Annotated in this window: 16 protein-coding genes; 5 read left to right on the top strand and 11 right to left on the bottom strand. The window is 66.5% G+C overall.

Features of this window, described 5'->3' with window-relative positions; translation table 11 throughout:
* Nucleotides 1-29: 29 nt before the first annotated feature.
* The 3 genes from QE395_RS03105 to QE395_RS03095 all read right to left on the bottom strand — a co-directional run bounded on the left by QE395_RS03105 (nt 30) and on the right by QE395_RS03095 (nt 2,516).
* A complete protein-coding gene (locus QE395_RS03105; protein ID WP_306987533.1) occupies nt 30-401 on the bottom strand; it encodes a hypothetical protein in 372 nt (123 codons plus the stop codon).
* An 877-nt stretch (nt 402-1,278) separates the two neighbouring features.
* On the bottom strand, nt 1,279-1,599 hold the full coding sequence (locus tag QE395_RS03100) for a hypothetical protein (RefSeq protein WP_306987532.1): 321 nt from the start codon (nt 1,597-1,599) through the stop codon (nt 1,279-1,281).
* Nucleotides 1,600-2,108: 509 nt separating this feature from the next.
* Entirely contained in the window at nt 2,109-2,516 is a 408-nt protein-coding gene (locus QE395_RS03095; protein ID WP_068854013.1) for a biopolymer transporter ExbD, read from the bottom strand.
* Nucleotides 2,517-2,720: 204 nt separating this feature from the next.
* Between QE395_RS03095 and QE395_RS03090 the strand changes: the two genes are divergently transcribed.
* Together QE395_RS03090 and QE395_RS03085 are read left to right on the top strand one after the other, a co-directional pair.
* A complete protein-coding gene (locus QE395_RS03090) occupies nt 2,721-4,700 on the top strand; it encodes a transglycosylase SLT domain-containing protein (protein ID WP_306987531.1) in 1,980 nt (659 codons plus the stop codon).
* 45 nt (nt 4,701-4,745) lie between these two features.
* Entirely contained in the window at nt 4,746-5,966 is a 1,221-nt protein-coding gene (locus QE395_RS03085; protein WP_306987529.1) for a multifunctional CCA addition/repair protein, read from the top strand.
* A gap of 181 nt (nt 5,967-6,147) precedes the next feature.
* Here the strand turns inward: QE395_RS03085 and QE395_RS03080 are convergent, their stop codons facing one another.
* The 6 genes from QE395_RS03080 to QE395_RS03055 all read right to left on the bottom strand — a co-directional run bounded on the left by QE395_RS03080 (nt 6,148) and on the right by QE395_RS03055 (nt 14,932).
* Nucleotides 6,148-9,129, bottom strand: a complete 2,982-nt coding sequence (locus QE395_RS03080; protein ID WP_306987528.1) for an autotransporter domain-containing protein — start codon at nt 9,127-9,129, stop codon at nt 6,148-6,150.
* 152 nt (nt 9,130-9,281) lie between these two features.
* Nucleotides 9,282-10,349 (bottom strand): heparan-alpha-glucosaminide N-acetyltransferase domain-containing protein, encoded by a 1,068-nt coding sequence (locus QE395_RS03075; protein WP_210131068.1) that lies wholly within the window; start codon nt 10,347-10,349, stop codon nt 9,282-9,284.
* On the bottom strand, nt 10,346-11,494 hold the full coding sequence (gene nagA / locus QE395_RS03070; protein ID WP_093533536.1) for an N-acetylglucosamine-6-phosphate deacetylase: 1,149 nt from the start codon (nt 11,492-11,494) through the stop codon (nt 10,346-10,348). The genes QE395_RS03075 and nagA overlap by 4 nt, the downstream gene beginning before the upstream one ends.
* Entirely contained in the window at nt 11,494-12,522 is a 1,029-nt protein-coding gene (locus QE395_RS03065) for an SIS domain-containing protein (protein ID WP_068854024.1), read from the bottom strand. Before QE395_RS03065 ends, nagA begins: the two co-directional genes overlap by 1 nt.
* A 7-nt stretch (nt 12,523-12,529) precedes the next feature.
* Entirely contained in the window at nt 12,530-13,597 is a 1,068-nt protein-coding gene (locus QE395_RS03060; protein ID WP_068854805.1) for a LacI family DNA-binding transcriptional regulator, read from the bottom strand.
* A gap of 42 nt (nt 13,598-13,639) precedes the next feature.
* Nucleotides 13,640-14,932, bottom strand: a complete 1,293-nt coding sequence (locus tag QE395_RS03055; protein ID WP_068854025.1) for a sugar MFS transporter — start codon at nt 14,930-14,932, stop codon at nt 13,640-13,642.
* A 414-nt stretch (nt 14,933-15,346) separates the two neighbouring features.
* Here QE395_RS03055 and QE395_RS03050 point away from each other — a divergent pair, with 414 nt between their 5' ends.
* From QE395_RS03050 to QE395_RS03040, 3 genes are all read left to right on the top strand, one after another.
* On the top strand, nt 15,347-16,318 hold the full coding sequence (locus tag QE395_RS03050; protein WP_068854807.1) for a glucokinase family protein: 972 nt from the start codon (nt 15,347-15,349) through the stop codon (nt 16,316-16,318).
* Between the two features lie 62 nt (nt 16,319-16,380).
* Nucleotides 16,381-19,044 carry a TonB-dependent receptor gene (locus QE395_RS03045; protein ID WP_095362958.1) on the top strand — a complete coding sequence of 888 codons (2,664 nt, stop codon included), beginning with the start codon at nt 16,381-16,383 and terminating at the stop codon, nt 19,042-19,044.
* Nucleotides 19,045-19,160: 116 nt separating this feature from the next.
* Entirely contained in the window at nt 19,161-21,497 is a 2,337-nt protein-coding gene (locus QE395_RS03040; protein ID WP_306987524.1) for a family 20 glycosylhydrolase, read from the top strand.
* A gap of 198 nt (nt 21,498-21,695) precedes the next feature.
* On the opposite strand, the gene QE395_RS03035 is transcribed toward QE395_RS03040, so the two are convergent.
* Together QE395_RS03035 and QE395_RS03030 are read right to left on the bottom strand one after the other, a co-directional pair.
* Nucleotides 21,696-22,085 carry a VanZ family protein gene (locus QE395_RS03035; RefSeq protein WP_306987523.1) on the bottom strand — a complete coding sequence of 130 codons (390 nt, stop codon included), beginning with the start codon at nt 22,083-22,085 and terminating at the stop codon, nt 21,696-21,698.
* 1 nt (nt 22,086) lies between these two features.
* The gene (locus QE395_RS03030) at nt 22,087-23,271 is read right to left on the bottom strand and encodes an SAM-dependent methyltransferase (protein ID WP_068854809.1); all 1,185 of its coding nucleotides are present in this window, start codon (nt 23,269-23,271) and stop codon (nt 22,087-22,089) included.
* Between the last annotated feature and the right edge of the window lie 24 nt (nt 23,272-23,295).

The raw sequence follows: 23,295 nt of genomic DNA, 5'->3' as shown, positions 1-23,295 counted from the left end.
AGGCTAAAACCACCTGTGCGCCAACTCGACTAACAACTCAGAAACACTTCCGGCTCACCAGGAGAGATCACGTCAATCACCTCTTCACCTATCATGAGAATGTAGTGCAGCAACCCAGGGCCGGAGGCCGTACCCAGTGATTCCTCAATGTAGTAATTCATCATTGTTCCCTCATGACACCGAACCAAAGCACCACGTGCCTCTCCCATATCAGCAAAAAGCCTCAACCGAGCACCTTCATCAGAAACACAGATGAAATTCACCGAGGAAAACGCTATCTCCAAGATCACGCGATCATCGCCATCTCGCGCTTGAATCACTACACGACCATCGTCGAAGACGACATGGGAGCTGGATGGCCGTGGTAGCAAACCAAGCAGAACCTCATACTTGATTGACATAGAAAACCTTCATCCGCGCGCCTTCCCAGGACATAGACTCTATTAAAGGCACCCATTCAAGCGATTTCCACGATCTCCTCGCTGGTTGTAGGCGCAGGCCTCCAATAGCGTGTCGGCCTGTTTGACCTCGATCATGCCGCTGAAGCACCGCACATTCGGCAGGCACTACATCCCACAGCGCCCTAACTCCTCTGCGAGCTTAGTTTGGCCATACGCCATCGCCATGGAAACAGCCGTCTCGCCCCGTGGACCTGCGAGGCACGGGTCGGCCCCGTTCTTGGTCAAGAGCCTGACTGCCCTTTCATTCTTCAATTTCACTGCCCAAAAGAGAGCACTGTTGCCCCCACCGTCCATCGAGTCTACATCGGCGCCATTGCATATCAGCCATTCCGCTGACGCAATCTTCCCATTTGCCACACTGAATGGGAGTGGCGTCCAACCGTCGAGCACAGCACCGTTTACGTCTACTCCCTGCGCCAACTTCTCATCCAGCAGAGCGGTATTTTCCGTCCGAAGCGCGTCATAGATGACTTGGGCCTGCGTCGTCCGCCCACACCCGGAAAGCGTCAACAGGGTTACCAGCATGAGGTGAACCGTCCGCCTCATCGCGCCGGCTCAAACTGTAGAAGCTCACCGGGAATCACTTGCTTCCTCTAGGTATAACGTAGCGATCAGTCTCCATGTTCGACCGGCCCTTTCTGTCGCAGTTTCAATAACTTCCGTCGCAGCCAAAATCCGACCAACAGCAACGCAAGGATAACCACCACGATCATCTTTTCGACCTTCGCTTCATCAACGGCGAACTTGAAGACAACGACGTTCGAAACAAGCCCGCCGAACGACGGGCAACCAAGGCGAGAACCGCACTTTCACCTCCTCAGGGTGCATCGGCTCCGCCGAAAACCCGACTATTCCAGTATGCGTCCTTTCGACGAAACCAGCCAGAGAACTCAGGCACGTCAAACTCGCGCAACTGTCCCATTGAAATATTGTACCTGTAGAAGAATGCAATCAGATCCAAGAGTTCGCCCTGTGATATGGCCGCCCGATCTACAACAATGTAGAGCTCCGTGCCTTTTCCATAGTGATTTTTAACGCATACCATCTTCCCAAGCCAGTCAAAAAATGCATACTCATCGCGCACGGAGTAGTAAGTGACGGCATCCGCCTTCAATTCAACCAAGCCATCATTGCTCATCGCGTCCTACCTCCTGGATACACGTTTATATAGCCACCGCTTTTCTTCTGGACATCCCAATGGGGACCTCCGTGCGCTCCGCTACCCTGACGAGCACGCGTTGGCGCGTGCGGTGCGGGGTTGAGCTGGACATCCCTGCACTCCTTCCTGGAGGCAGACTGCGCGTTTGACTGGAAACATCATTCGGGCGTCACCGCGTGGACCGACTGTGCGGGCGGTGAGTGACAGGGAGGTTTATGCGCGATGGATGCGTTGTAGGCAAGGCGGGAAAGTGTGACCGCTCTCACTCAATGGTGTGACTGGCGCTTCTTTTGCCGCGATTTTCGGCTTGTCTTACAGGCTTACGCGGGGATTTCCTACAAGACGATAGGCGCAGCGACAGTGGCTGGTGATGCAGGCGGTGTTGCTTTCGGTGCAGTCAGAGAGAGTACCGACCAACGGACGGTACCTACCAGCGTAGCTGTTGGTGACGCGGAAGCGGCCCACCGTTCGGCGGGCCGCTCGTTCTGCTACGGGTTCACGAACGCGATCTTTTCCATGTGCGCGTTGTTGGCCGCAGCCAACACCTTGGCCATCACGTCGTACTCGGCGTTCGGGTCGGTGGCGATGCGCAGTTCGGGAACGTTGCCGGTGTTGGCCTGTGCGGCGTCCTGCATGCGCTGCTGCAGCGAGCTGACCGCAACCATCTGGCCGTTCCAGCTGACCTGGTTGCTGGCGTCCACCCGCAGTTCGATCGGCGGTGGCGGTGCGGTGGGCGGTACCACGGTGGTGGGTTGCGGCAGGTTGACCGGGATGGGCATGGACACCATCGGGGCGGTCACGATGAAGATGATCAACAGCACCAGCATTACATCCACCAACGGGGTGACGTTGATGTCGGCCAGTGGTCCGGAGTTGCCTGCTGCACTGAATGCCATGGTGTGAGTCCTTGTTGTTGGTTTTTCCTGCGGGCCGGCCAACGGCCGGCGCTACCATCTGGTTTGAGTCTCCTGCTGCCATCGGGCTGGTGGCTTTGACATTACGCCGGTGCGTGGCGCCTGTTCAGGGGGGCGACGGGTGCTGTTCATCATTGAGTTGGCTTGCCGTCACCGGCTTTCACCCCTGCCCGCTATCCTTTCGGCATGAACCGACTCCCCCTCCTGATCCTCAGTTCCGCCACCCTGCTCGCCTGCACGGGCGTGGGCGCCGATGCCGGTGCCCAGAGCCTGGACGCCCAGCGCGCGCAGATGAAGGCGGCCATCGAGAATGCCGAACGCGGCCAGTTCGATCCCGGCCAGGCGGCGGGGCTGGCAAAGCACCCGCTGTATGGCTGGCTGGAGTACGCCAACCTGCGCCGCAACATCGATACGGTCACCACTGCCCAGGCCCAGGACTTTCTCAAGCGCTACAACGGCCAGGCCGTGGCCAGCAGCTTCCGCAGCGTGTGGTTGCCGGCGGTAGCCCGGCGCCAGGACTGGCCCACCCTGCTGGCGAACTGGGCGCCCACCGAGAATGTCGGCCTGCGCTGCGCCCAGCTCAATGCGCGCCAAGCTACCGGCAAGGCCGATGCGCAGTGGGTCAGTGAGGCGCAGGCGATCTGGCGCAGCACCGGCAAGTCCCTGCCCGATGCCTGCGATCCCGTTTTTGCGGTGCTGGATGCCAAGGGCGGGATGAGCGCGGAGCTGCGCTGGGAGCGCATCGATGCCGCGGCCGACGCGCAGGAGCCGGCGGTGATGCGCAGTGCCGCCCGCGGGCTGCCGGCCGCCGACCTGGCGCTGGCCAACACCTATGCCGCGTTCGTGGACAAGCCCAATGCCAGTGCGCTGAACTGGCCGCGCAACGAACGCAGCCGGCGCATCGCCACCGATGGCCTGGCCAAGCTGGCCAAGGCCGACCCGGACGCGACCGAGCAGCAGCTGCCGCAGTACGCCAACGCGCTGCAGCTGAGCGCCGCCCAGCAGGCGGATGTGAAGTACCAGATCGCGCTATGGACGGTGGCGTCCTATGGGCCCGATTCCGCACGCCGGCTCAATGCCGTGTCGGATTCGGCCTATGACGAGCGCCTGCACGAGTGGCGGGCACGCGAGGCGATGTCGCGCGGCGACTGGCCGGCCACGCTGGCGGCGATCCGCAAGATGGAGCCGAAGCAGCGCAGCGACTCGCGCTGGCGCTATTTCGAGGCGCGCATGCTGGACAAGACGGGCAAGCGCAACGAGGCATTGCCGCTGTACCGCGAAGCGGCGCGCGCGGCCACCTTCCATGGTTTCCTGGCCGCCGACCAGCTGGGCCAGAGCACCTACACGCTGTGCCCGGTGGAACCCAAGGACAGTGCGCAGGCACAGGCCACGGTGGCACGCGACCCGGCGATCGTGCGCGCGATGGAACTGTTCAGGATCGAGCGTTCGGGCTGGGCGGTGGCCGAGTGGAACGATGCCCTCACCCGCTTCGACACCACGCAGCGCCGTATTGCGGTGGAAGTGGCGCGCGACAACGGCTGGTTCGACCGCGCGGTGTTCTCGCTGGGCAAGACCCCGGAAGAGCAGCGCCTGTACAGCCTGCGCTTCCCGCTGCACCACGATGATGCGATCCGCCGTGAGTCGGCGCGCAATGCGATCGACCCGGCCTGGGTGGCCGCCGAGATCCGCGCCGAGAGCATCTTCAACCCGAAGGCCCGCTCGCCGGCCAATGCGATGGGGCTGATGCAGGTGCTGCCGGCCACCGGCGCGAGCGTGGCCAAGACCATCGGCCTGACCAACTATGGCGGTGCGGCCAGCCTGTATGACGCCGACACCAACATCGCCATCGGCACTGCCTACCTGCGCCAGCTGATGAACAAGTACGAAGGCCTGCCCTATGTGACCATCGCCGCGTACAACGCCGGACCGACCCCGACCGCGCGCTGGCAGTCGCAGCGGCCGGGCTTCGATCCGGATATCTGGATCGAGACCATCAGCTACAAGGAAACCCGCGAGTACGTTGCACGCATTCTCGCGTTCAGCGTGATCTACGACTGGCGTCTCAACGGGGACGCGCTGCCGGTCACCGACCGCATGAACGGGCGGCTGCAGGCGAAGCGGAAGGCATTCACCTGCCCGACGGATGCGGAGAAGGGCGGCGACTGAGCGCCTGCCAACGGCCGGTGTTGCCGGCCGTGGCATCATGGGCCCATGAAGATCTATCTCGTTGGCGGCGCCGTGCGCGACCGCCTGCTGCAGCGTCCTGCCGGCGACCGCGACTGGGTGGTGGTCGGCGCTACCCAGCCGGAAATGGAAGCGCTGGGCTACAAGGCCGTGGGCAAGGATTTCCCGGTATTCCTGCACCCGGATACGGGCGAGGAATACGCGCTGGCGCGGACCGAGCGCAAGTCCGGGCGCGGCTACCGGGGCTTCGTCGTCGATGCCGATCCCTCGGTGACGCTGGAAGAAGACCTGCTGCGGCGGGACTTCACCATCAACGCCATTGCCTGCGATGAGGCCAGCGGCGAGCTGGTGGACCCGTACCGCGGTGTGCGCGACATTGAACAGCGCGTGCTGCGGCATGTGGGCCCCGCCTTCGTGGAAGATCCACTGCGGGTGCTGCGCGCGGCGCGTTTCATGGCGCGCTTTGCACCGCTGGGCTTTACGGTGGCGCCGGAAACGATGCAGCTGATGCGGCAGATCGCCGACAGCGGCGAGCTGGATGCGCTGGTGCCCGAACGGGTCTGGCAGGAACTGCGCCGCGTGCTCGGTTCGGCGCAACCGTCGGCCTTCCTGCGCACGCTGCACGATGCCAATGCGCTGGGGGCGGTGTTGCCCGAACTGGAAGCGCTGTACGGAGTGCCGCAGCGTGCCGAGTACCACCCGGAGGTGGATACGGGCGTGCACCAGGAAATGGTCAGCGATATCGCCGCGCAGCTGGCGCCGGGTGATGACCTGGCGGGATTCGCCGCGCTTACCCACGATCTGGGCAAGGCACTGACTCCGCAAGCGGAATGGCCGCGCCATGTGATGCATGAGCAGCGCGGGCTGGAACCGCTGCGTGCGCTGTGTGATCGTCTGAAAGTGCCGCTGGATCATCTTCAGCTGGCCGAGGTGGTGTGCCGCGACCATCTCAACGTGCACCGCATCGACGAATTGCGCGATGGCACGGTGCTGGAGCTGCTGGGCCGTTGCGATGGGTTCCGGCGGCCGGAACGGATCGCCAGGATCGCGGTGTGCTGCGAGGCGGATGCGCGTGGCCGCCTCGGCTTCGAGGATCGGCCGTACCCGCAGGGTGAAACACTCAAGCGGCTGCACCAAGCGGCGTTGTCAGTACAGGCCCGCGATCTCGACCTTGCCCACCTGAAGGGCCCGGCGGTGGGTGAAGCACTCGCGCAGGCCCGCATCAGGGCGATTGCTGCAGCCCGGTGAACGCGCCGTCGCACCGGACGCAGGTCGAGGTAGGGTTGGTTCCCGAACAACCGTCCTCAGCGATTCCACGCTCGATAACGCATGACCGGCGGTGAAGCAAAAAATCCGGCTTCACCAAGGGTCATGCCGTAACCGGGCGCTGGGGATTCCACGGCGGTCGATCCGGATGCGACCCTACCGGCTAGAAGTCGAAACGCAGCCCGATGTTGCCCTCGATCACCTTGCGCTCCTTCTGCCGGCTGCTTTCCAGGTCGCGGGTGTAGTCGGCGACCGCGAACGCGCTGACGTTGGCGTTGAAGCGCGCCACCACGCCGAACCCGACCTCCAGCGCGCGTGAATCCTGCTGGTTGATGATGCGGTTGGTATCGAAGTCGATGCGGTCTTCCCCATCGAGCGTCTGCCAGTAGTTGAGCTTGAAGTACGGTTGCCAGCCGTTGCCGGCGATCTCGTAGTCGGCAGCCAGGCGTACGCCGGCGCGCCCGGTCCAGGCGTTGTCGGCGTTGAAGCGAAGCTGCGCGATGCGGTCGGCGGCATCGTCCACCGAGGTGCGCTGCCAGATCACCTGCAGTTGCGGCTCCAGCCACCAGGCCGACTGGCCGAAGCGCAGCAGCGGCTTGCCCACTTCCACCGATGCGGTGGTGCCATCGCCGTCCACGTCGATGCCGATGCCGCGTGCGGAGGTCGCCTCGCCGTCGTAGCGGCTCTGCATCACCACCACGTCGAGGTAGCCGCCGGCGCTGCCGGCACGTGTCCAGTACAGGCCCACGTGCTTGTCGTCCAAGCGGGTGCGCCCCACCGCGACATTTTCCCAGCCGATCGCAAAGCCGTTGACGTTGCCCTGCGCGCGGGTACGGCCGACGAACACGCCGAACTGGTCGCGGTGCGCATCGCCTGCGTTCGCATAGAGGTCCAGACCCGCCTGCACGCCCTGGATGTCGCCATCGAATCCGGGCTGGGCATCGCCCTCCCAGTACTGCTCGTGGCTCTGCCCGACCAGGCGCGCCCATGCGGCCCGCACGCCGCCCTGGCCGGCGAGGATGCGCTGCTCACCCTGGCGCTCGTGGAAGGTACCCAGGCTGGCCAGGCTGGTCTCGCGCAGCAGGGGCGGCACCACCGAGTAGAGGCCGGTTTCCAGCCGGTACAACGGCACGATGGCCTCTTCCGACGGGCGTGCGTCAGGCGTGGGCGGCTCTGCCAATGGCCCGGGAACGGCGGCCACTTCGGTCGGCACCGGCGGCGGCACGTCTTCCTGCGGCGGCGCGGCCGGCGGTGGCGGGGCCGGCTCCGGCGGCGGCGCGGGCTCGGCCGCCACCGGGTCGGGGTTTTCGGGAACGTCCGGTGAGGGGGGCGGCGGCAGCGCAGGCGGCGGCGTCCCCAACGCCTCCGGCGGCGGTGGCTCAGGTGTCACCGAGCCCAGACCGATGGGCGGTGGGGCCGGCGCGGCGACCACACCGTTAACTACGGTCGAACGCAGATACCAGTTCTCGCTGCTCCCTGCGCTGACGCCACCCTTGAACAGGAAATACTCGTACGCACCGGCGGCAACCGGTGCATACAGCGCGAACGCGCCCGGGCTGGTGCTGGCACCGTTGATCGCCTGCACCACGAGAATGCGGTCGGCCACGGTTTCGGCACCGGCACCGCCCGCGTTGAGGATGCCCACCCCCGTGGTCCCGCTGGCCACGCCATTGGAGATCACCAGCCGGTCCGATGCGGCATCGTCGGCACCCAGCACGGTGTCCAGGTACAGCGCACCGCCATTGCCGGTGTAATTGCCGGCGATGGTGAACGCATCGCCGGCGCCGCCACCGCCGTTGGTCAGGTCGATGCGGCCCGCATTGGTGACGTTGACCGGCAGTGCTGCGTTGAAGGCGACAATGCTGGCGTTGACGCCCCCGCCGAACAGCGTGCTGGTCGCGTCCACGTCGAGCGCGCCGGTACCGCTTCCGGTATCGCCCAGGCGCAGGTCGCCGTCGAAGGTCAGCTGGCTGTCATTGGCCAGCGCCATCGATTCCCAACCGGTGAAGCGGGCCACGCCATCGGTCTTGACGTTGTCCATGCTGAGCGTGTCAGTACCCAGGCCGCCGTCGAAGCCCGGCAGCGCGCCAAGGTAGGAGACGTTGAGGTCGGCCAGCGTGGCGGTGTCGTTGCCTTCCCCGAAATCGACCAGGCCGTGCACCACCCCACCACCGCGCCAGTCGAAGCGGTCGTCGCCGAAGCTGAGGCGGATCTCGCCGCGCACGGTGCCGCCGGTGATGGTGACCGAATCGTTGCCGCCGCTGACGCTGATGTTGCCGCCGATGTAGCCATCGGAGAGCACGATCGTGTCGTTGCCGAAGCCGGTAACCAGGTTGCCGTCGATGGTGCCACCGGACATCAGGAAGGTGTTGTCTTCCAGCTTCATGTTGACCCGGCCGATGCGGCCGCCGGTCATTTCGCCGTAATCGCCATCATCGAACGCGCCGACGATGCGCCCGTCGGTCATGCGGAAACGGTCCAGTCCATCGCCCTGCAGCAGCGCGCCGATGCTGCCGCCGGTCATCAGGAAGGTATCGATGCCCGAGCCCTGCTGCACGGTGCCGGACACGGTGCCGCCCGAGACCTCCAGGCTGTCCGCGTCGGCGCCCTGGTCGATGCTGCCGACGGTGCCGCCACTGAGGGTTATGGCATCGTTGCCGGCGCCCTGCAGGACGCTGCTGCTGATGCTGCCGCCCAGCATGTCCAGGCGGTCGGCGCCGGCGCCGAAGATGATACCGGCGGTGCTGCCGCTGATGACGCCGCGGTTCACCACCGTGGTCGCCGCGTTGGTGAGGATGCCCACGCCACTGGCGCTGGTGATGCTGCCACTGTTGTCGATGCGGTGCCCGCTGCCGCCGTCCAGCGCGATCGCGGCACCACTGGCGATGCCGAGCTGGGCGCCGGCCTGCACGTTGACGGTGACATTGCTCGAGCCCGGCACGCTGGCGATGGGCGTGGTCTGCGGACTCGGTGCCGCTGCCGTGCAGGTAACGGTCTGTCCGGTCGTGGGTGAGGTGCTGTCGCACCCGGCCCAGGCCGGCGCGGTGGTGGTGGCGAGGAGGAGGCCGCCGCAGGCCACGCGCAGGCTGCGCGCGATGCCTGCCGCCAGACGGGAACGTGGCGGAGTCGCATTCATGGGACGCATTGACCGTTCCTTTTCCAAAGAAGGGAATTACGGTTTGCCGATGCGTCCCCCGTAACCTTACGCAGGTCGGCGAAGGTACTTTTACTGTACGGATGTGAGGCGGAGGTAAAATTTGGGCGGTTTCTGGATATTCACCGAAACGGCCCGCGCATTCATATTTTCAGGTACACCCTGCGGCGGTCCAGCACCCACGCGACGACCCACCAGAACAGCACGAACCCCACGGCGCACAGCAGCGACGCCAATGCGGGCATGCCCGGCAGCGCGCGGGCCAGCGCCGTGTAATACGCGGCCCATGCGCCGCTGGCGATCAGCACCAGCGCCATCACCGACGAACCCAGGTAGGCCGCAATCGCGTTGACCCCGAAACGGCGGCCCAGTGCCGGCCAGTGCCAGCGGTCGACCAGCAGGTGCGCCAGCAGCAGCGCGACGATCGACAGGCCGCCGGTCCACAGCACGTAGCTGGGCGTCCACAGGTTCTTGTTGAAGGGCAGCACCGGCGCCAGCAGCAGGCCGCCGCCGAGCAGCACCAGCCCCAGGCCGGCCAGCGCCCCCACGTTGCCCGCTCGCAGCCAGCGGCCGGCGATCAGGCCCAGCAGCGTGGTGGCGAGAGCGCCGGCCGTGCTGAGCAGGCCTTCCGGGTCGTGGCCCAGCCGGGTCACGGCGTCGTATTTGTAGAGGAACGGGGCAAACAGTGCGGTGTCCACCCGGCTGACCGGGTTCAGCCACGGCGCCAGCGTATCGGCGCCCAGCAGCAACGCCGCGTAGCCCAGCAGCAGGCCGGCCAGCACGGCCCACTGCGTGCGCGCGCGGGTGTGGACCGCCAGCAGGCCGACCACCGCCACGCACACGGCAATGCGCTGCAGCACGCCCCACAGCCGGTACGCCGGCAGCTCGAACAGCCACCATGCCAGCACGTGCAGCAGCGCACCGGCAAGCAGGATGCGCAGCGCACGCTGCAGCAGCGTGCGGGCCAGCGCCGGCCGCAACGTGGGATCAGCCGCGCGCGGTGCGAGGCTGTAGGCCAGCGACACCCCGGCAATGAACAGGAACAGCGGGAAAATCAGGTCCGTGGGGGTAAAGCCGTGCCAGTCCGCATGCAGCAGCGGTGCGTACACATGGCTCCAGTCGCCGGGGTTGTTGACCAGCAGCATCGCAGCCACGGTCAGCCCGCGCAGGGCATCGATCGAGCCCATGCGCGAAGAGGAAGGCGTGCTCATGCGTCCTCGCGCTCGCCGGCGATCCAGGTCGCACGCACCTGCAGCGCGTCGTCGAGCAGCACCAGGTCGGCCTGGTAGCCCTCGGCGATCTCGCCGAGGCGATCATCCACGTTGAGGAACTGCGCCGGGTAGCGCGATGCCATCCGCGCGGCCTCCTCCAGCGACAGGCCCAGCAGGTTCACTGCATTGCGCACGGCGGTGGCCATGTCCAGCGCCGAACCAGCCAGCGAACCGGCGGCATTGCGCACCACGCCATCCACGGCGGTGATCACTTCGCCATAGAGTTCGTAGCTGGGGCTGTCGGCACCCACCGGCGGCATCGCATCGGTGACCAGCATGACCTTGCCCTGTGGCTTGGTTGCCAGCGCCACGCGCAGGCTGGCCGGGTGTACGTGCACGCCGTCGGCGATGATGCCCACCCAGCTGCCGCGATCTTCCAGCGCCGCGCCTACCGCGCCGGGCTCGCGCCCGGTCAGTGGCGACATCGCGTTGTACAGGTGGGTGAAGCCGCGGATGCCCGCCTCCAGCCCGGCCCGTGCTTCCTCATACGTAGCAGCGGTGTGCCCGGCGGCGACGATCACCCCGCGTTCGACCAGCGCGCGGATGCTGTCCAGCGGCACCCGTTCCGGGGCCAGGGTCAGCAGGGTCACGCCGTTGTCGAGCGAGGCTGCCATCGCGATCTCATCGGCATCGGGCACGCGGAACTTGTTCGCATCATGGGTGCCCTTGCGGGCCGGCGCGATGTACGGGCCTTCCAGGTGGATGCCGATCACCCCGGGCACGCCATCGGCAATCGCCTGGCGGGTCGCGTCGATCGCCGTGCGCATCACCTGCACGTCGTCACTGATCAGCGTCGGCAGCAGCGCAGTGGTGCCGAAACGACGATGTGCGGCGGCCAGCGTGCGCAGGCTCTCCACGTCGGGCGTGTTGTTGAACAGCACGCCACCGCCACCGTTGACCTGCGCATCAATGAACCCGGGCAGCAGCCAACCACCGCCCAGATCCACCTGTTCGGCCGCACTGCCCAGCTGCGGGGCGGCGTCGGACACCAGCGCGGTGATGCGCCCGGCTTCGATCACCAGCGCGAGATCATCCCGGAAGCCATCAGCGGTAAGAATGCGGGCATTGCGCAGGACGGTCTTCATCAGACGGTCTCCGTGACCTTGTTCAGGTGCGGCGGCAGGTCCGGGTTGTGCCCGCGGCGCAGCGCCAGTGCGTTGATGGCCTTGTAGAACGCCTGCACGGTGAGCAGCGGCGCGCAGGCCGGGTGCGGTGCCTGCGGCAGCGGCAGGTCGCCGTCCGGGGCGGCCAGCCACACCTGCGCATCGCGCGCGGCGAACTCGGCGGCGACCGCGCGGGTGCCTGCGCCGGTTTCATCGGGCTGGGCGAAGGCCAGCACCGGGAAGCCCGGGCCCACCAGCGCCATCGGCCCGTGCTTGACCTCGGCCGAGCTGTACGCTTCGGCGTGCAGGCCGCAGGTTTCCTTGAATTTCAGCGCCGCCTCCTGCGCCGCGCCCAAGCCCAGGCCGCGGCCGACCACGAACAGGTTGTGCGCCGGCACCAGGCCGTCGGTCAGGGCGGACCAGTCGCTGTTCCAGGCCTGGCGCAGTGCGTCGGGCAACGTGCGCAGCGAGGCGATCAGCCCGGCATCCTGGCTCCAGTACGCCACCAGCTGCAGGATCGCCGACAGCGAGGCGAGGTAGCTCTTGGTGGCTGCCACGCTGCGTTCGGCGCCCGCGCCCAGTGGAATCACGGTTTCGGCCAGCTGCGCCAGCGGCGAATCTTCCACATTGACCAGTGCCACCACGCGCGCACCGGCCGCGCGCGCGGCCTCGGCGTTGCGCAGCAGGTCCGGGCTCTTGCCCGACTGCGAAATGACGATGTACAGCGCGCCGCGCAGCTGCAGCGGGGATTCGTACACCGAGCCCACCGACGGCGAGGCCGAGGCCGTCACCAGGCCCAGCTTGGTTTCCAGCAGGTACTTGGCGTACGTGGCGGCGTGGTCGGAACTGCCGCGCGCGCAGGTCACCACGAACGGCGGCGGCGCCGCGCGCAGGGTCGCGGCCAGCGTCTGCACCGTCGCTTCGTTGCGCGCGAACTGCGCGGCGATCACGTCGGCCGCTTCGGCGGCTTCGCGGAACATCAGGGTGTCGTGCGGGGCTGGCAGGGACATGCGGGACTCAGGTGGTTTCAGGGGTGGGGGGCCGCGTGCCGACCGGCCGCATCGGCGCGGTCGAACCGCGCACGACCAGCTGCGGTACGAAGCCCTGGTTCTGCAGCTGCAGCGGCGCATCGTCATACGCATCGCTGCGCAGCTGCGCGATCAGCAGGCGCGCGGCATGCCGCGCGATGTCTTCGGTGGCCTGCTTGGCGGTGGTCAGCGGCGGCCACGACTGGCGGGAGAACGGGCTGTCCTCGAAGCCGGCGATGGACAGGTCGTAGGGCACGTTCATGCCGGCCGACTTGGCTGCGGCGAGCACGCCGGCGGCGATTTCATCGTTGGAACCGAAGATCGCGGTGGGCGGCTCGCGCAGCGCCAGCAGGCGGCGCGCGCCACGGAAACCGTCGTCGAAGGTGTAGTCGCCCTGCACCACCAGGTGCTTGTCCACGGTCATGCCGTAGTCGCGCAGCGCGGCTTCGTAACCGGCATGGCGTTCGCCGCTGGAACGGTGCGAGGAGCCACCCCAGAGGAACCCAATGCGCTGGTGGCCGAGCTGGATGAGGTGTTCGGTGATTTCGTAGGCGGCCTCGCGGTCGTCCACGAACACGCACGCGCCATCCTGCGGATCGGCGGTGGCGGCGATGATGCGGACCAGCTTGATGCCCCGCGCGGTCAGCGCGGCGACCAGGTCGCGGCGTTCGGACATCGGCGCGGTCAGCACCAGCCCGGCCAGGCGCGAACGCTGCACCCAGTCGGCGAGCTCTTCGGCCAGCATCGGCGAACTGGAATCGCACGGGTGGATCTGCAGCCCGAAGCCGGTCTCGCGGCACGCAGCCAGCACGCCGTTCTGCACACCGATGATGTGGTACGGGTTGGGGTTGTCGTAGACCAGCCCGATCACCAGCGTGGTGCCGGTGCGCAGGTTGCGTGCGGCGGGATCGGGCTCGTAATCGAGTTCGGCGATGGCGCGCAGCACGCGCGCGCGCGTGGCCTGCATGACCGACGGTTCGTTGTTGATGACCCGCGAAACGGTCTTCAACGACACCTTGGCCCGTTCGGCGACATCCTTGATGGTCGCTCTACGCATGCTCTTTTCCTGGCTCACCGGTTGGGCGTCCATGATCGCCGATCACTGCCCGTCGCGGGGCAGCCCGACCCGGTGGCCGCGCAGGGAGTAGAACAGGATGTACAGGTAGCACGGCACCATCAGGCCCGCGAACACCCACTGGAAGTCGAAATGCTGCTTCAGCACGGCGAACGCCTGCGGGATGATCGCGCCACCGGCGATGGCCATCACCAGCAGCGCCGAGCCGGTTTCGGTGAAGCGGCCCAGGCCCCGGATCGCCAGCGGGAAGATCGCCGGCCACATCATGGCGTTGGCAAAGCCCAGCGCGGCCACGAAGCCGACCGACACATAGCCATGGGTGAACAGCGCACCGATGCAGAACAGCACGCCCAGGCTGGCCGAGATGCTCAGGTAACGCTGCTGCGAGACCAGGTGCGGAATCAGCGCCAGGCCGGCCAGGTAGCCCACCAGCATGGCGAACAGGGTGATGGAGGTGAACAGCTTGGTCTGGTCCAGCGGCAGGCCGAACCCGTGCCCATAGGTGCCGATGGCATCACCGGCCATCACTTCCACGCCCACGTACACGAACAGGCACAGCACGCCCAGCCACAGGTGCGGGAACTGGAAGATGCTGCTGCGTTCGGCCAGGCCGGGCGCGCGCGCCGGGGTGGCGTTGGCTTCGGCGGTCTTGATTTCCGGCAGCGGCGAGAACAGCACGCCCACCGCGAGCACCACCAGCAGGCCGGCCATGGCCATGTACGGCATCTGGATCTTGGCCGCGAAGGTATCCAGCAGCGCGTTGCGGGTCACCGGGTCGGCGCTGGCCACCTGCTCGGAGAGGTCGCCGATGCCGTGCAGCACCAGGGTGCCGATCAGGAACGGGGCGATCATGCCGGCGATCTTGTTGCAGATGCCCATCAGCGCGATGCGGCGCGCGGCGGTTTCGATCGGGCCCAGGATGCTGATGTACGGGTTCACCGCCGTCTGCAGCAGGGCCAGGCCGCTGCCGATGATGAACAGGCCGCTGAGCGCACCGGGATACCAGCGCTGCTGCGCGAAGTGCGCGAACACCACCGCACCGGCGGCCATCACCAGCAGGCTCAGGCTCAGGCCCTTCTTCATGCCGGTGCGCTTGAGGATCCACGAGGCCGGCAGCGCCAGGAAGAAGTAGGACAGGTAGAACACCATCAGCACCAGGAAGGCGCCGACCTCGTCCAGTTCAAAGGCCAGTTTGACGAAGGTGATCAGCGGGCCATTGAGCCAGGTGAAGAAGCCGATCAGGAAGAACAGCACCCCGATGATGAGGATCGAAGTGGCCACGCTCGAACGCGCGGTAGCAGCAGGCACGGCAGACATCTGGAGGGCTCCTGCATCGACGGCACGCGGGCGGCGTCGGAAGAGTGGCTGGGAACAACGTTGTCACATTTATTCGATGGGCCACCCGGCTTTGTCAACAATTGGTTTCCGCGCAGATCGGGGAAAACCACATGCTGCAGCTGCACAGAAACCCCGCAACGCCCCGCTGCGCCTTCACACAGCCCCTGATTGCAACGGCTTTACGAAATCTTGACGGGAGTGGACTGAAAACGTTTTCTTGTGACGCAGGTCGCTGCGCCGCAGCATCGAAAGTGTGAGGTTGTCGTTGACATCGTTGTCAGAACGATTACAGACTCCGCTCAATCGCCGGGGTCCAGACCTGGCCGTACGTATCCCAAGGGAGCCCGTGTGACCGCAGCCGCCCACGCCGTATCGGCCAACGCCCCCCTCTCGATGCCGCCGTTCCTGGCGGCCGACGTGGGCGGCACGCATGTCCGCGTGGCCCGTGTACAGGCCAGCCCGGACCCGGCCCATCCGGTCCAGCTCCTCGAATACCGCAAGTTCCGCAACGCCGACTACGCCGGCCTGAGCGCGATCCTGCAGGCCTTCATCGCCGACGGCGAGCGCCCCGCGCACTGCGTGGTGGCCACCGCCGGGTATGCCCGCGAAGACGGCACGGTGATCACCGCCAACGTGCCGTGGCCGCTGTCGGCGCGCCAGATCGAGGCCGACCTCGGCCTGGAAACGGTGTACATCGTCAATGACTTCGAAGCCGTGGCCTACGCCGCCGCACAGGTCGATGCCAGCGGCGTACTGCAGCTGACCGGCCCGGCCACCGCCCCGCGCGGCCCGACCCTGGTGGTTGGCCCGGGCACCGGGCTGGGTGCGGCGCTGTGGATCCCGACCGCGCATGGCGCGGTGGTGCTGGCCACCGAAGCCGGCCAGCCGACGCTGGCGGTGAGCACCGAGCTGGAAATGGCGATCGTGCGGCAGATGCAGCGCGACCTCGCCCACGTCTCGGTCGAACATGCGCTGTCCGGCCCGGGCCTGATGAACCTCTACCGCGCCCTGTGCGCGATCGAAGGCCAGCCGGCCGTGCTGGCCACGCCCGATGCGATCACCGCCGCGGCCGTGGGCAACCAGGACGCACTGGCCCGCCAGAGCCTGGACGTGTTCTGCGGCCTGCTCGGCAGCACCATCGGTGACATGGCGCTGCAGTACGGCGCCCACGGTGGCGTGTACCTGGCTGGCGGCATCCTGCCGCAGATCCGCGAATACCTGTTGAACAGCACCTTCGTGTCCCGGTACCTCAACAAGGGTCCGATGCGCGAGGCGCTGGAACGCATACCCGTGAAGGTGGTCGAGCACGGGCAGCTGGGCGTCATCGGCGCCGCCAGCTGGTACCTCGGCCGCACGGACGCTTGATCGCACGCATCGCAAACCGCACGCCGTCGCTGGCGCACCAACGATTGATGAGGAGAGACATCATGAACCACCGCAAGAGCCTGCTTTCGGCAGCCATTTTCAGCTGTATCGCCTTCGGCGCCCAGGCGCAGGAAGCACAGCCCACCGCCACCGACCTGGACACCGTGGTCGTCACCGGTATCCGCGGTTCGATGGAGAAATCCCTCGACACCAAGCGTGATGCCAATGCGCGCCTGGAAGTGGTCACCGCCGAAGACGTCGGCAAGCTGCCGGCGCACAACGTGGCCGACACCCTGCAGCGCCTGCCCGGCGTGAACATCAGCTCGGCCAGCGCCGACGAAGGCGGCTTCGACGAAGCCGACCGCGTCAGCCTGCGCGGCACCAGCCCCAGCCTCACCCAGACCCTGATCGACGGCCACAGCGTCGGCTCGGCCGACTGGTTCGTGCTCAGCCAGGGCAACAACGTCGGCCGCAGCGTGAGCTACTCGCTGCTGCCGTCGGAACTGGTCAGCTCGGTGGAAGTGAACAAGTCCTCGCAGGCCAAGCTGCAGGACGGCGGCACCACTGGTACGGTCAACATCATCACCCGCAAGCCGCTGCAGTTCTCCAAGCAGCTCAGTGCCGAAGCCTCGCTGGGCGTGGTGCGTTCGGACCAGGCCGATTCCAACGACCCGCAGTTCTCGGGCCTGTTCAACTACAAGAACGCCGACAGCACCTTCGGCGTGATGGTGCAGGGCTTCTACCAGAAGCGCGAGCTGCGCCGCGAAGCGCAGGAAATCCCGGGCGGCTTCTTCAAGATCAAGGCTACCGACCCGGTGGCGGCGACCAACCCGGACCTGGTCGGCGTGAACGTGCCGGGCCTGCTGGGTTCGACCCTGTTCGAGCAGACCCGTGAGCGCAAGGGCGGCCTGGTCACCCTGCAGTGGAAGCCGATCGACGACCTGACCCTCGGCCTGAGCGGCTTCACCTCCGAACTTGAAGCGAACAACTACAACCGCAACTACATGATGTGGGGCGGCAACTTCGCCGCGTCGCAGGCGCCGAACCCGGGCTACACCATCAAGGACGGCGTACTCACCAATGCCACCTACGCGGGCGTGCCGGGCACCAACTACGCCGTGTACGACATGATCTACCGTGAGGCGACGGCCAAGACCAGCTACGTCACCTTCGATGCCGACTGGCAGATCAACGACAACCTGGGCGCCAAGTTCCAGGCCGGTACCACCAAGGGCACCGGCGAGACGCCGCGCCAGTTCATTGCCGAAGTGACCCTGGGCCAGGGCGGCGGCGCCAGCTGGGCCACCCATGGCGCAGGTTCGCCGGTGGATTGGAACGTGGGCGGCGATACCAGCCCGGGCGGCGTCAGCAGCTTCGGCACCTGGGGCAACCAGCAGGTCAAGGCGGAAGACAAGGAAGACTGGGCGTCGCTGGACTTCAACCAGTACTTCGGCGATGGCGGTGCACTGAGCTCGATCGACTTCGGCCTGCGCTTCGCCGACCACGAGCGTGAAGCGCTGTCGCCGGAAGGCGCCAGCCCGGGCGACATCTGGTCGGCCCTGCAGGGCAGCGCCACCGGCCAGTACCCGAGCAACTTCGCCAGCGGCATCGGTGGCACCTTCCCGCGCGACATCTGGTACTACACCCCCGACGCGCTGAAGACCGCCATCCTCAACAACTCCACCTGGCTGTCCAACAACGATGGCCCGACCGGCCGCCACAACTACGGCGCCGAGTGGAAGGTGAAGGAAAAGAACTTCGCCGGCTACGTGCAGGCCAACTTCACCGGTGACTGGTGGAGCGGTAACGTCGGCCTGCGTTACGTGGACATCAAGCAGGACATCGACACCTACCTGGCGGTCAGCGATGCCGCCCGTGCCGACGTGAGCAGCCTGTTCGGCATGTGGCAGCGCCAGGCGTTCCAGAACAAGCACAGCCGCGTGCTGCCGAGCGCCAACATCAAGTTCGACCTGGACGACAACCTGGTGCTGCGCGTGGCCGCGTCGCAGACCCAGACCCTGCCGGACTACTCCGCGCTGGGTGCCTCTGCATGGGGTTCGGACCTGAACAAGACCGGCGGTGGCGGCAACCCGGAACTGAAGCCGACCATCGGCAGCAACCTGGACGCCAACCTGGAGTGGTACTTCATGCCGCGCGGCCTGCTGTCGGTTGGTGCGTACCACATCGACCTGAAGGACTACGTCGCCTTCGACGTCGTCAACCGCCAGCTCTTCAGCGAACTGACCAACCAGCTTGAAACCTACGCGGTTTCCACCCCGATCAATGCCGACGGCAAGGTCACCGGCGTGGAAGTGGCCTACGAACAGCCGATCGGCGAGAACTTCGGCATCAACGCCAACTACACCTACGCCAACGGCAGCTCGGCGCACACCTGGGCCGACGGCAGCCACAACCTGCTGGGCACCTCGAAGAACACCTACAACGTGGGCGCCTTCTTCGAGAATGAAACCTTCGGTGCACGCGTCAGCTACACCCGCCGTTCCTCGTTCCTGATCAGCCTGTCCGGTGCCAACCCGTACTACCAGGATGATTTCGGCACGCTGTCGGCCTCGCTGAGCTACGCACCCACCAAGTGGATGAGCATCACCCTGGATGGCCTGAACCTCAACAACCCGACCTACAAATACTACCAGAGCGCGTCCATTCCGACCTCGTTCTACTCCAACGGTCGCCAGTACTACCTGAACTTCCGCTTCAAGTACTAATGTGGCATTGGTGTGCCGGCCAACGGCCGGCGCTACCCGGTGGGCCGTTCCGGCCCACTGAAAACGGGCCCGGAACCGGGCCCGTTTTTTTTAAACCGCACCAAAGGAATGACCCGATGCACACCCGCACCCGTCGTACCTCGCTGTCGCTGCTGCCGCTGGCCCTGGCGCTCTCGCTGGCCCCGCTGGCACATGCCACCGATGCCCAGGCCCCCGATGGCCCGCGCGCCCTGCCCGGCTCGTTGCCACTGATTCCCGCCCCCGCCCAGCTGCAACGCCTCGAAGGCGCGGGCTACACCGTCACCTCCACGACCGCGCTGCGCGCGCAGGGCGCGGCCGCCCAGCGCGTGGCCAGCCTGTTCGCGACCCAGCTGCAGCACAGCGGTGGTCCCCCACTGGTCGTGGCCACCGCACGCGGCAACGACGGCATCCGCTTCGTGCTCGACGCCACCCTGAAGACCGGCGCCGAGGGTTACCAGCTGCGCAGCGATGCGCGCGGCGTGACCGTGCAGGCCGCCACCGAAGCCGGCCTTTTCTATGGCGCGGCCACCCTGTCGCAGCTGCTCACGGGCGGCAGCGACGGTGTCGTGCCGGCACTGAAGATCGACGATGCGCCGCGTTTCAGCTGGCGCGGGCTGATGCTCGATTCGGCGCGCCACTTCCAGAGCCTGGACGAGATCAAGCGCGTGCTCGACGCGATGGCCGAACAGAAGCTCAACACTTTCCATTGGCATCTCACCGATGACCAGGGCTGGCGCATGGAAATCAAGCGCTACCCGAAGCTCACCGGCGTGGGCAGCTGCCGTATTCCGGCCGGCGATGGCGGGCGCGACCCGGCCACCGGTGCGCCGCGCCCGTATTGCGGCTTCTATACCCAGGACCAGATCCGTGAAGTGATCGCCTACGCCGCCGCGCGGCATATCCAGGTGATCCCGGAGATCGACGTGCCCGGCCACGCCACCGCCGCCATCGCTGCGTACCCCGAGCTGGGCACGATCGATACGCCGTTGCAGCCACTCAGCGAATGGGGCGTGTTCCCGAACCTGTTCAACACCGAAGAAAGCACCTTCGAGTTCCTGGAGAACGTGCTGGAGGAAGTCATCCAGCTGTTCCCCGCCAAGTACGTCCATGTCGGCGGCGACGAGGCGGTCAAGGACCAGTGGGAAGCCTCCGCGCGCGTGCAGGAACGCATGCGCGAAGTGGGCGCCGGCACCGAAAACGAGATGCAGGCGCACCTGATCAAGCGGCTGGAGAAGTTCCTCGAACAGCACGATCGCCGCCTGATCGGCTGGGACGAGATCCTCGAAGGCGGGCTGCCGCCGGAAGCCACGGTGATGTCCTGGCGCGGTACCGAAGGTGGCCTCAAGGCCGCCAGCGAAGGCCACGACGTGGTGATGTCGCCGGTAACCGACATGTACATGGATTACCTGCAGACCAACTCGGAAAACGAGCCGCCGGGCCGCCCGCTGACCACCCCGCTGGGCCGCGTGTACGGGTTCGAGCCGGTGCCCGACAGCCTGGCCCGCGACAAGCAACAGCACATCCTGGGCCTGCAGGCCAACATGTTCACCGAGCACACCCGCAGTGTCGCGCGCCTGCACCACAACGTGTTCCCGCGCCTGGCCGCAGTCGCCGAAACCGGCTGGTCGCCGCGTGAGCGCCGCGACTTCGCCGACTTCCTGGCGCGCCTGCCGTCGCAGCTGCAGCGCTGGCAGGCGATGGGCATCGCGTATGCACAGACCCCGTTCGAAGTGGAAGCGGATGTGAGCGACGACCGCAAGGCGGGCACCGCGACGTTGGCACTGCGCAACCCGCTCAACTACGAGATCCGCTACAGCGTGGACGGTAGCCCGGTCACCGCGGCGTCGCCGCGCTACACCGCGCCGCTGACCCAGCCGCTGCCGGTGGGGGTCCAGGCCGCCACGTTCTTCAACGGCCAGGCGCTGGCCAAGGCGGCCAGCCGCTTCGACGTCACCGCGCAGTCGCTGCTGAGCCGCACCGACGAACACCTGGCAATGTGCCCGGGCGAAGGCAAGCTGCTGCTGCGGCTGGAAGACGACGGCCCGGCCGACGGCGAACGCGCGATCTTCAACGTGAACATCTTCAACCCGTGCTGGCTGTGGGAAGGCGCGGACATGGACGGCATCGCCAAGCTGCGGGTGCGTGCCGGACAGATTCCGTACTACTTCCAGCTGGCCCACGACGAACCGCAGCGCCGCTTCGTGAAGGCACGCAGCGCACACGGCGAGATGGACGTCCTCAATGCGCAGTGCGATGGCAAGCCGCTGGCCAGCGTGCCGCTGCCGGCCACCCCGGGCGCGGATGGATTCATCACGCTGGAAGCGGCGCTGCCGCGTTCACTGAAGGGCCGCCAGGACCTGTGCGTGCGCTTCACCGGCGACACCCGCCCCACGATGTGGGTGCTCGACACGCTGGAGCTGGTGCCGCGTTGATGAAGTAGCGGTGCCGGCCCATGGCCGGACCCGTGCTGCCTGAATGAGGTAGGGTCGGTTCCCAAACGACCGCCGATAACGTTTCCGAAACCGGTAACGCATTGCAATCAACGGCAACGGTTTCTGCTTCGTTGCAGGTCATGCGTTACCGGGCGTTGATACGTTCACTGCGGTCGTTCGGGAACCGACCCTACCCGGCTAGCCCTTCATGCGCAAAAGCAGATCGCGCAGCGGCGTGAATACCGTTGCCATGCCGACCACCACGCCGACGATGTTGGCCAGCGCATCCATCGGGTCGGCCATGCGGTCGGTGGTCAGCGCGCCCTGCAGGAATTCAATGCCCACGCCCAGCAGCACCAGCCCGGCGCCGGCCCACAGCAGTGCCGCGCGCGTGCGGTAGATCTGCACCGCCGCCGAGGCCAGCAGGAAGTACGCAAGGAAGTGCTCGATCTTGTCGCTGTTCTGCGGCAATGCCAGCGGCGGTGGCGGGATCAGGCAGACCACGATCGTGACCGCGATCGCCAGCCACCACAGCCCCAGCCACACGCGCGGGAAGCGCAGCGGCTTCAACATCCCGGTCGCGGTCATTTCAGAGCCGCCAGGTCAGGTCGCCAAGCAGGAACGCCGGATCGAAGTCCACGTCGCGCTGGAAGCCCATCACCTGGAAGCGCTCGCCCATCTCGCTGGGCAGGGTGAGTTTCTTGACCTGGTCACGCAGGCGCAGCTTGCCGATCTCGTCGGCACGTTCCTCTGCCAATGCCAGCAACCCATCCAGGCCGTTGCCGAGCAGGAAACTGGACTGGGTGCAGTAGCCGGCCAGCTCGAAGCCGGCATGGGTGCCGGCTTCGGCCAGCGCGGTGAAATCCACTGATGCGGTCAGGTCCTGCAGGCCCGGCCACAGGAACACGTCGTTGTGCACATGGTGACGGTAGAAGGCGCGCACGGTGCCGTCATCGCGGTCATCGCGGTAGTACTCGTTGCGCGGGTAGCCGTAATCAACGAACAGCATCGCGCCGCGCTTCAGCCCGCCAGCGACCGCCTGGATCCAGTACGGCAGGTGCGGCAGCAGCTCGGAACGGTAGCCATCGGCGAAGGGCTTCTCACGGTAGCGTTCCAGATGGCGCACGGCCGAGGTGAGCATGGCATCGGCCGGTTGCGCCCCGCGCATGAAGCGCCCGTCGGCATCCAGCTCCACGGTTTCTTCGTAGACCATGCCGTCGCGCGCCAGGAAGCGCGGGGTCGGCAGCGCATCGATGACTTCATTGGCGAACACCATGCCGTCCCAGTCGTCGTCGAACGGCCCGTCCAGCCATTCGACCAACGCGAACAGCGGTGGCACCAGCGCCTTCTCCAGGCGCTCGCGCTGGCGCTCGCGCAGGTCCGCGCTGGGTTCCAGGATCGCATAGCGCTCCGGCAGCGCATCCAGCTCCAGCATGCGCTTGAGCAGGATCTCGGCGAACGCACCGCTGCCGCCGCCCAGTTCCAGGAAGCGCGCCTGCGGCCCCAGCTGCTGCATGACCGGGGCCACTGCGTTGGCCACGGTGGCGGTGAACAGCGGGCCCAGTTCCGGAGAAGTGGTGAAGTCCCCCGCCGCACCGAACTTGCTGGCACCGGCGCTGTAATAGCCCCAGCCCGGCGCATACAGGCTCAGTTCCATGAACCGGGCAAATGGCATGGCACCGCCATTGGCGAGGATTTCCGCGCGCAGGGCAGCGGCCAGTTCGTCGCTGTGGGCCAGGGCGTCGGCGTCGGGCGTGGGCAGGGAGGTATGCATGGTGCAGGCGATTGCGGTGACAAT

Source organism: Stenotrophomonas sp. SORGH_AS_0282, assembly GCF_030818125.1.
Classification (GTDB): domain Bacteria; phylum Pseudomonadota; class Gammaproteobacteria; order Xanthomonadales; family Xanthomonadaceae; genus Stenotrophomonas; species Stenotrophomonas rhizophila_A.
This window is presented reverse-complemented; position numbering and strand designations above follow the sequence as displayed.

Excerpts from the sequence above, each read along its gene's own strand:
- QE395_RS03065 (WP_068854024.1), bottom strand. The coding sequence starts at position 12,522 with ATGTCCCTGCCAGCCCCGCACGACACCCTGATGTTCCGCGAAGCCGCC.
- QE395_RS03105 (WP_306987533.1), bottom strand. The coding sequence starts at position 401 with ATGTCAATCAAGTATGAGGTTCTGCTTGGTTTGCTACCACGGCCATCC.
- QE395_RS03100 (WP_306987532.1), bottom strand. The coding sequence starts at position 1,599 with ATGAGCAATGATGGCTTGGTTGAATTGAAGGCGGATGCCGTCACTTAC.
- QE395_RS03030 (WP_068854809.1), bottom strand. The coding sequence starts at position 23,271 with ATGCATACCTCCCTGCCCACGCCCGACGCCGACGCCCTGGCCCACAGC.
- QE395_RS03075 (WP_210131068.1), bottom strand. The coding sequence starts at position 10,349 with ATGAGCACGCCTTCCTCTTCGCGCATGGGCTCGATCGATGCCCTGCGC.
- QE395_RS03080 (WP_306987528.1), bottom strand. The coding sequence starts at position 9,129 with ATGCGTCCCATGAATGCGACTCCGCCACGTTCCCGTCTGGCGGCAGGC.
- QE395_RS03090 (WP_306987531.1), top strand. The coding sequence starts at position 2,721 with ATGAACCGACTCCCCCTCCTGATCCTCAGTTCCGCCACCCTGCTCGCC.
- QE395_RS03050 (WP_068854807.1), top strand. The coding sequence starts at position 15,347 with ATGCCGCCGTTCCTGGCGGCCGACGTGGGCGGCACGCATGTCCGCGTG.
- nagA (WP_093533536.1), bottom strand. The coding sequence starts at position 11,494 with ATGAAGACCGTCCTGCGCAATGCCCGCATTCTTACCGCTGATGGCTTC.
- QE395_RS03085 (WP_306987529.1), top strand. The coding sequence starts at position 4,746 with ATGAAGATCTATCTCGTTGGCGGCGCCGTGCGCGACCGCCTGCTGCAG.
- QE395_RS03095 (WP_068854013.1), bottom strand. The coding sequence starts at position 2,516 with ATGGCATTCAGTGCAGCAGGCAACTCCGGACCACTGGCCGACATCAAC.
- QE395_RS03055 (WP_068854025.1), bottom strand. The coding sequence starts at position 14,932 with ATGTCTGCCGTGCCTGCTGCTACCGCGCGTTCGAGCGTGGCCACTTCG.
- QE395_RS03060 (WP_068854805.1), bottom strand. The coding sequence starts at position 13,597 with ATGCGTAGAGCGACCATCAAGGATGTCGCCGAACGGGCCAAGGTGTCG.
- QE395_RS03035 (WP_306987523.1), bottom strand. The coding sequence starts at position 22,085 with ATGACCGCGACCGGGATGTTGAAGCCGCTGCGCTTCCCGCGCGTGTGG.
- QE395_RS03040 (WP_306987524.1), top strand. The coding sequence starts at position 19,161 with ATGCACACCCGCACCCGTCGTACCTCGCTGTCGCTGCTGCCGCTGGCC.
- QE395_RS03045 (WP_095362958.1), top strand. The coding sequence starts at position 16,381 with ATGAACCACCGCAAGAGCCTGCTTTCGGCAGCCATTTTCAGCTGTATC.